At 72.1% G+C, this 6,682-nt stretch carries 6 protein-coding genes; 4 read left to right on the forward strand and 2 right to left on the reverse strand.

Annotated elements, in window-relative coordinates; genetic code table 11:
- Window positions 1-147: 147 nt before the first annotated feature.
- Both ACZ470_RS39720 and ACZ470_RS39725 read right to left on the reverse strand, forming a co-directional pair.
- The gene (locus ACZ470_RS39720; RefSeq protein WP_468434847.1) at window positions 148-870 is read right to left on the reverse strand and encodes a helix-turn-helix transcriptional regulator; all 723 of its coding nucleotides are present in this window, start codon (window positions 868-870) and stop codon (window positions 148-150) included.
- An 88-nt stretch (window positions 871-958) separates the two neighbouring features.
- Entirely contained in the window at window positions 959-2,008 is a 1,050-nt protein-coding gene (locus tag ACZ470_RS39725; RefSeq protein ID WP_468434848.1) for a ParB/RepB/Spo0J family partition protein, read from the reverse strand.
- Window positions 2,009-2,324: 316 nt separating this feature from the next.
- Here ACZ470_RS39725 and ACZ470_RS39730 point away from each other — a divergent pair, with 316 nt between their 5' ends.
- The 4 genes from ACZ470_RS39730 (at window position 2,325) to ACZ470_RS39745 (ending at window position 6,619) form a co-directional block, all read left to right on the forward strand.
- Window positions 2,325-2,903 (forward strand): DUF5987 family protein, encoded by a 579-nt coding sequence (locus ACZ470_RS39730; RefSeq protein ID WP_468434830.1) that lies wholly within the window; start codon window positions 2,325-2,327, stop codon window positions 2,901-2,903.
- Window positions 2,900-4,573, forward strand: coding sequence for an FAD-dependent oxidoreductase (locus ACZ470_RS39735; RefSeq protein WP_468434831.1), 1,674 nt, complete (start codon window positions 2,900-2,902; stop codon window positions 4,571-4,573). Before ACZ470_RS39730 ends, ACZ470_RS39735 begins: the two co-directional genes overlap by 4 nt.
- A 109-nt stretch (window positions 4,574-4,682) precedes the next feature.
- Entirely contained in the window at window positions 4,683-5,756 is a 1,074-nt protein-coding gene (locus ACZ470_RS39740; RefSeq protein WP_468434832.1) for a carboxymuconolactone decarboxylase family protein, read from the forward strand.
- A gap of 56 nt (window positions 5,757-5,812) precedes the next feature.
- On the forward strand, window positions 5,813-6,619 hold the full coding sequence (locus tag ACZ470_RS39745; RefSeq protein WP_468434833.1) for a TIGR03084 family metal-binding protein: 807 nt from the start codon (window positions 5,813-5,815) through the stop codon (window positions 6,617-6,619).
- The last annotated feature ends 63 nt before the right edge of the window (window positions 6,620-6,682 follow it).

Genomic DNA, 6,682 nt, shown 5'->3' on the forward strand with positions numbered 1-6,682 from the left:
ACGAGTTCTACGAGGCGGCGAAGCCGGCGCCGGGGGCGGGTGGTCTTCTGTCCGAGAAAAAAAAAAAAAAAAAAAAAAACCCCCCCCCCCCCCCCCCCCCCCCCCCCCCCCCCCCCCGCCCCCCTTTGTCTCTCCGCTGCCGTCGGTTCAGCCGGCGGCCTGTTCCAGCGCGTTGGCCCGCAGGTCGAGCAGGGCCATCAGCACGGGCGGGTCCAGCGCACCGACCGGGCGCAACGTGATCTCGGCGGGCAGCAGCAGGGTGTCCTCGTGCACGGTGACCGGCCCGTAGGAGCCCACGGAGACGATGTCCTCGTCCCCGGTGCCCGAGGGAAGGTCCTCGCTGCCGTACGGGACGGAGTGCACCAGCACGTACCAGGTGCCCGCGGGGACGTCGCCCAGTTCGAAGGCGCCGGGTCCGTCCAGGACGGCGCAGCGCACCGGCTGCCCCTGGGGGACCGGGGTCGGGAAGAGGCCGACGAAACAGTGGCCGGGCGAGCGGCCCTCGGGCAGGGAGACCTGCCCGCGCAGGGTGGTGCGCGGACCGTCGCTCCCGGGGTCCGTGTCGGAGTCGATGGCCGACGTGAATCCGCCGAGCTCTCTGAATACGCTCGGGGAAACTCCCACACAGGCCTTGAAGCGCGAACTGAACGTGCCCACGCTGCTGTATCCGACCTGACTGCTGATGTCGGCCACGCTGAATGTGGTGTCGAGCAGAAGGCGTTTCGCCTCCTGCAACCGGAGCGCGGAGAGAAAACGCCCCGGGGAGGTCCCCGTCACATCCCGGAAGACCCGGGTGAAGTGAAACTTGCTGAACATCGCGGTCCGCGCCATGTCGTCGATGGTGAGATCCTGGCCCAGATTGGCCTGCATATCGACGATCACCCTGTGGACTGCACGCTCGATCGTGGTGGAGGTCACCGTTTCTCCCTGGTGGTCGAGAATGGCGATGCCGCGCCTGTCAGTTCCGGGACGTCGGCGCGGGCCGAACGGCGCCGGTCGGCCCCATGTCGGTCAGCCGGCGGCTGGTCAGGTCCTCGGCGAACCTGCGCCAGGTGTGGGAGCACTGCAGAGCCAGTTCGGCCACGGTGGCCGTGCAGTGCGGCGGGACGGCGCCCGCCTGCTGCCGCCACGCCTCGTCCACCACGAAATGGGTGTGCAGCCAACGCAGGAAATGGCGTCCGGACTCGGACTGGCGCAGCGACGGGTCGGCGGCGAGGTTGCGCAAGGTCTCCAGTGGTGTGCGGCTGCGTCCGCCGGTGGTCGGCCGTCCCGCCGCCGGGCGGCCGGGCGCGGCCGGCGCGGACTCCCGGTCCGCGGGGGCGGCCGGCGCGGAGCCGGTATTCGCCGGCCGGCCTCCGGGCGCCTTGCGGCGCCGCCGGGGAGGCACCGGGGCCTCCCCGCGCTGGAGGCGTCTGCGCACGTCGTGGGCGGTGCCCAGGGACAGGCCGGACTGCTGGGCGACGGCCCGCAGCGGCAGGTCCGGTCGGCTGGTCATGAGTTCCGCGGCCCGCAGTCGCTCGAGCGTGCGGTCCAGCGGATGGTCCCTGCCGTCGCTGCCCGTCCGCGTGTTCGACCGTGGAGAATCCACGGCTGAACTGCGCCGTACGGCCGCGACCGTCTTGGGGTCCAGGCCGGTGCAGGTGGCGACGGCCCGGTCGGAGAGGTCCGCGTGGGAGCGCAGGATGCGCTCGGCGGCGGCCTTGCGGTCCGCCGTGGACAGCGGCAGGCCGTGGGCGATGTTCGCGGACACCGCGCGCAGGAAGGCGTCCTTCTCGGATCCGTCGAAGTAGTGCACCTCGACGGCGTCCTGCCCCCTCAGGGCGGCGGCGGCCACCCGGTGCGAACCGTCGACGATCCGCATCGTCGGACGGTGGACCAGTATCGGCGGCAGCGAGGCCAGTACGTCGGCCAGGCGCTGCACATGGGTGTGGTCGACCCCGTTCAGCCGGGGGGAGTCGGCCGGCCGCAGCACCGCGATGCGGACCCGCTGGGTGAATTCCGTCGGCAGCTCCAGAGCCTTGCCCTTGCTTTCCAACTGACACCCCCTGGACCGGTACGCGTTGTTCCGGCGTGCCTCTTCATTTCGAGGCGCGGGCCCCGTGGCTGAGCGAAGAGGAATACATCGACAAGAACGTTAAGCGATCGAACGGGATTTTGGACTGGTCAGCGGGGGTGATGCGCCGACTCCGCCTAGTTCATTCATGCAACTCACCGTTCGGTGAACGGCGCCGGTGTCAGTTGTTTGAAAAGACTTGGCAGCTCTACGTTCTTTTCACACCCCAGGCGAATCCCACCAACGAGACCGGGAGGACGCGTTGCAGACATTGGCCAGAATTCCCGAGCGCAGGGTCGACATCGGAGACGAGGCGACCCTCACCCTCGAGGCCTATGCGGACACCATCGTTCCCGGCGAGAAGCGCGGGCCCGGCGACCGGGCGATAGCCGGCGCCGGCAGCGGAGGAGGAGCGGTCGCCGCCGGCGCCCTGGATCTCCTGCGCTGGGACGCGACCGGCATCGCCGACGGCCTGGAGGACCTGGCCGGCCTCGTCAACGGCCACGCCAGGACCTACGCCGCCGAGCGGGGGCTGGAGCCGGACGACACGGTGCCGCCCTTCGTCGCCCTCGACTACGAGGACCGGGTGCGGCTGATCCAGACCCTGACCACCCCGGGCCACCCGGAGAAGGACTTCTGGGTCCTGCTCTCCCTGTTCTGCAACATGGCCTTCGACTCCGCCGCCCACCTCCACACCGCGCAGGCCATCGAGGAGGGCCACCCCGGCCTCACGGCGATGGGCATCACCGCCCCCGACGCCGACGGCCTGTGGCGGTTCTCGGACTTCGGCTACGGCCGCAAGCTGGCCGACCTCCACCCCGACACCACTCCAACCGGGAGCCCGGCATGAGCAACGCGATCGAGAAGACCGACGTCCTGGTCATCGGCAGTGGCTTCGGCGGGGCCATCACCGCCTACCACCTCGCCGCCGGCGGTGCGAAGGTCACGGTCCTGGAGCGCGGCCCCTGGCTGCGCAGCACGGACTTCGAGCACGACTACAAGCTGGGCTCCTCCTACACGCGGGCCTTCGACTTCGTCGTCGGCGACGGGATGAGCGTGCTGGGCGGCAACTGCGTCGGCGGCGGCAGCGTCGTCTACTTCGCGGCCATGCCGCGCGCCCCGCGCTTCGTCTTCGACCGCCACGGCAGCATCGGCCGCCGGATGTGGCCCGCCGCCCTCAGCCGCGACACCCTCGACCCCTGGTACGACCGGATCGAGGAATCCCTCTCGGTGACCAAGCAGGAATGGAGTGACGTCAGTTACGCCGGAGGCCTGTGGGCGGCGGCCTGCCACCACGCCGGACGCACCGCCAACCCGCTCGCCGTCGCCATCGACAACTCCAAGTGCACCAACTGCAACTTCATGATGGCCGGCTGCCGGTTCGAGGCGAAGCAGTCGCTCACCGTCAACTACCTGCCGGCCGCGATCGCCCACGGGGCCGAGGTCCGGCCCCTGCACGAGGTGCAGTACCTGGCCCGGACCGAGGAGGGGAACTACCGGGTCCACTACAACGTCGTCGACGACCAGGACTACCGGCTGCACAACGGCTCCGGCGTGATCGAGGCCAAGATCGTCGTGATGGCGGCCGGCGCCGCGGCCACCCCGGTCATCCTCCAGCGCAGCGAGGCCCACCTCGGTGCGATGCCGCACGCGGTCGGCCGCTACTTCTCCGGCAACGGGGAGCGGCTCAACACGGCCATCCTGAACGAGGACAAGGTCGCCGAACTCCTCGGCCTGTCCCGAGGCGACGGCGCGCTGCCCTACGGCGCCAACGCGATCGGCCGGGGCCCGACCGTGGCCAGCTGGGACAGGCTGGACGGCTCGCTGCCCGAGTACTCCCGCTACTCGCTGGAGCAGCTGTACTTCCCGCCGGGCCTGGGGACCATCCTCGCCCAGGTGCCCGACGCCACCGGGCCGACCTGGTTCGGCAGGGAGAAGAAGGAGATCCTCAAGAACTGGAAGTCCTGGCTGACGATCTTCTCGATGACCGAGGACGACAACGAGGGCGTCTTCGGCCCGCCGCCGGAGAAGGGCAACGCCATGCGCATCTCCCAGCAGATGCTCGGCCGCGGCAACCTCTCCTACCGGCCCACGAAGAACACCTGGCACGGCTGGAACCAGGCCGACGCGGAAGTGAAGGAGATCCTGGAGAAGGACGGCCTCGCCAAGGTGATGCCGTGGACCAACGACCTGGTCGGTGCCTACACCGTGCACCCCCTCGCCTCCTGCCGGATGGGTGACGACCCCCGCACCTCGGCCCTGGACGACACCAACGAACTGCGCGGCCACTCCGGGGTCTTCGTCACCGACGGGTCCGCGATCCCCGGGGCGCTCACCGTCAACCCGGCGATGACCATCGCCGCCGTCGCCGAGCGCGCGGTCCCGCACATCGTGGCGGCGGCCCAGCGCAGGGGGGTGGCCGTGAGCTACGGAGCCCCGGCGCCCACCGGCTACAAGAGCGGCCGGGACGCGGTCCTGCCGCTGCTGCGCAACAAGCCCAGGCAGCCGGCCGGCGTGTGACCGGCACCCGACGGGCGCGCCTTTCGACGGCCGGTCAGTTGCTTCACAGGACTTTCTCTTCCCCGGTGGGTTGCTTCACGCAACCGGCCCGCGATTCCAGGAGACAGCGGTGCGACCACTCGTGAGAACCATGGTGAAAGGCTCCCTCAAGCAGATCCGGCACGTCGCCGCGGTCCCGCCGCACGAGGCGAGGGGCCTGGTGGCCGACGTCTACGACCGGGCCGGCCGGGAGTTCGGGGTCCTCGCACCGCCGCTGGCGCTGCACTCCCCGGCGCCCGAGACGCTCGCCGCCTGCTGGGTCCTGCTGCGCGAGACCCTCCTCGTCGAGGGCCGCGCCGGACGAGCCGCCAAGGAGGCCGTCGCCACCGGGGTGTCACAGGCCAACGAGTGCGCGTACTGCGTCGACGTCCACAGCGCCAAGCTGCAAACGCTGGCCGGGCCGGACACCGCGCCCCTGGCCGCCCTCACCGAGTGGGCCCGCGACCTCACCACCGCCGGCGGTCCGCCGAAGCCGGTGCCCTTCGCCGCCGAGCACGCGCCCGAACTGCTCGCCACCGCCGTCACCTTCCACTACCTCAACCGGATGGTCCAGCTGTTCCTGCCCGACTCGCCCGTGCCCGCCGCCGCCCCGAAGGCCGGACACGGACCGGCGCTGCGGATCGTCGCACGGGCCATGCGCCCGGACACCGGCGTCACGATCACCGCCGGAGCGTCCCTCGGCCTGCTCCCCGCCGCGCCGCTGCCCGCCGCGCTCGCCTGGGCCCGGCCCGAGCCGGCCGTCGCCGACGCCCTGGCCCGCGCCGTCGCCTGCGTCGACGCCTCCGCCGAACACTGGATCCCCGAGCCCGTACGCGAACTCCTGCACGCCGAACTCGCCGTCAGCGACGGCACACCGCCCGGCCCGAGCCGCGCCTGGCTCGAGCCCCTGGTCGCCGGGCTCACCCCCGACCAGCGGCCCGCCGCACGGCTGTCCCTGCTCATCGCCCTCGCCCCGTACCAGATCACCGACGCGGACGTGACCGCGTTCCGGGCGGGCCGGCCCGGCGACCGCGAGCTCGTCGAGCTCGCCGCCTGGGCGTCCCTCACCGCCGCCGTCCGCGCCGGAAGCCGCTTCGTCCCGCCGCCCCCCACCGACCCCCGCCCCGACACCCGCCCCGCCCGCAGCGCACCCGCCGGCGGCTGACCGGCACACCCGCACCCGCGACCCGTTCACCGACCGACTTCGAAGGAGCCCCGACCATGAGCAGCCTCAACGACGTTCTGAAGGACCTGGCGACCGACATCGAGGAGACCGCCCGTCTCGTCGAGGGCCTCGACGACGCCGCCTGGAACACGCCCACGCCCGCACCCGGCTGGAGCATCGCCGACCAGATCGCCCACCTGACCTTCATCTTCCACCTGGCGGGCACGGCCGCCTCCGACCCCGAGGCCTTCGCCCGGATCGCCGCCGGCGCCTCCCACGACTTCGACGGCGCCGTGAACGCCGCGCTGCGCCAGTTCAACGGGTTCCCGCCGGACCAACTCCTGGCCCGCTTCCGCGCGTCGGGCCGGGCGTCCGTCGACGCGCTGGCCGCCGTCCCCGAGGGCGAGGTGGTGCCCTGGCTGGTCAACCCGCTGCCGCCCGCCGTGCTCGCCTCCGCGGGCATCATGGAGGTCTTCGGCCACGGGCAGGACATCGCGGACGCGCTCGGCGTGCGCCGCGAACCGACGGGGCGCCTGCGCCACCTGGTCTTCTTCGCCTTCCTCACCCGGGACTTCGGCTACCTCTCCCGCGGCCTGACCCCGCCCGCCGCACCGTTCCGCACCGAGGTGACCTCACCCAACGGCGATCTGTGGGCCTTCGGCCCCGAGGACGCCACCGACCGGATCACCGGCCCGGCCGAGGACTTCTGCCTCCTGGTCACCCGCCGACGCCACCGCGCCGACCTGGCCCTCCAGGCCGAGGGCGCGGAGGCCGAGCGCTGGCTCGACATCGCCCAGGCCTACCGCGGACCGGCCGGAGAGGGCCGCCGCCCGGGCCAGTTCGCCGAGGGAGGCGCGCACTGAACCGCACCGCGGGCACCGGCCGCCCCGTCACCTCCGCGCCCCGCGTCCGCTCCCCACCAGCCC

This window comes from Streptomyces sp. NPDC031111 (genome assembly GCF_055570675.1).